This window comes from Microcystis sp. T1-4, assembly GCF_000297435.1.
In the GTDB taxonomy this organism is placed as follows: domain Bacteria; phylum Cyanobacteriota; class Cyanobacteriia; order Cyanobacteriales; family Microcystaceae; genus Microcystis.
Genome location: NZ_CAIP01000284.1, coordinates 1 through 689, shown reverse-complemented (window position 1 = coordinate 689; position 689 = coordinate 1). Strand labels below are relative to the sequence as shown.

The window sequence follows — 689 nt, the reverse complement described above, 5'->3', positions numbered from 1 at the left end:
TAGCTAGGCAGAATTAAACTTAAAACAGTGAGTTTCGTATCCTCCTTTTTGAGCGCGAGCTTCGATCCCTTGTTTAACAGCGATCGCTAAATCGGACTCATCGGGAAAAATTTGACCTGCCAGTTCATGCGTTTTTAATTGATGCCATTCAATTTCAATAAGATTCATTTCAGAGGAATATTTGGGCAGTTGAAAGAAAAATCATCCTTGCTGCTGCCACTTATCCCAATACTCTCTGACTTGCTTGCTCCTATGAATGGGATGATTATCTTGAACGATGACGGTAATCTCCCCCGTCTTTTCAAAATGTTGGGCAGCGAGTTGGGCTTGCCATTCGAGAAGCTTAATATAAGTGTCCCCTTTAAACGAGCCTAATTTCAATCCATAGTCAAAACTCACTCCCACTGAGTAAAGTCCCAGAATATTTAATCTTTTTCCTCGTCTTTTAGTCTGTTCTAAGACTTTCTGCTCTCCAAGACGAGCATAAGTGTAGCTGACGGGACTCCAAAGAGAAAAACCTGATTCATCCAAAAATTTTAGACGGATTTCTCCGGCACTGTGCGCCCAGAACAACCAGTCTAAATCGGCTTTTTTAGCTAATTTAACTTGAGGATCAGCACCATTGGGTTGTTTATATCTTGTTCTTTTCCAGACCCATCCTCTTGCTTTGATAATTTTCCTTAATCTAT

General features: G+C 40.5%; 1 pseudogene. It reads right to left on the bottom strand.

Annotated features, from left to right (window positions below):
* Positions 1-3: 3 nt before the first annotated feature.
* Positions 4-531: pseudogene (locus MICAI_RS27240) on the bottom strand (transposase).
* Between the last annotated feature and the right edge of the window lie 158 nt (positions 532-689).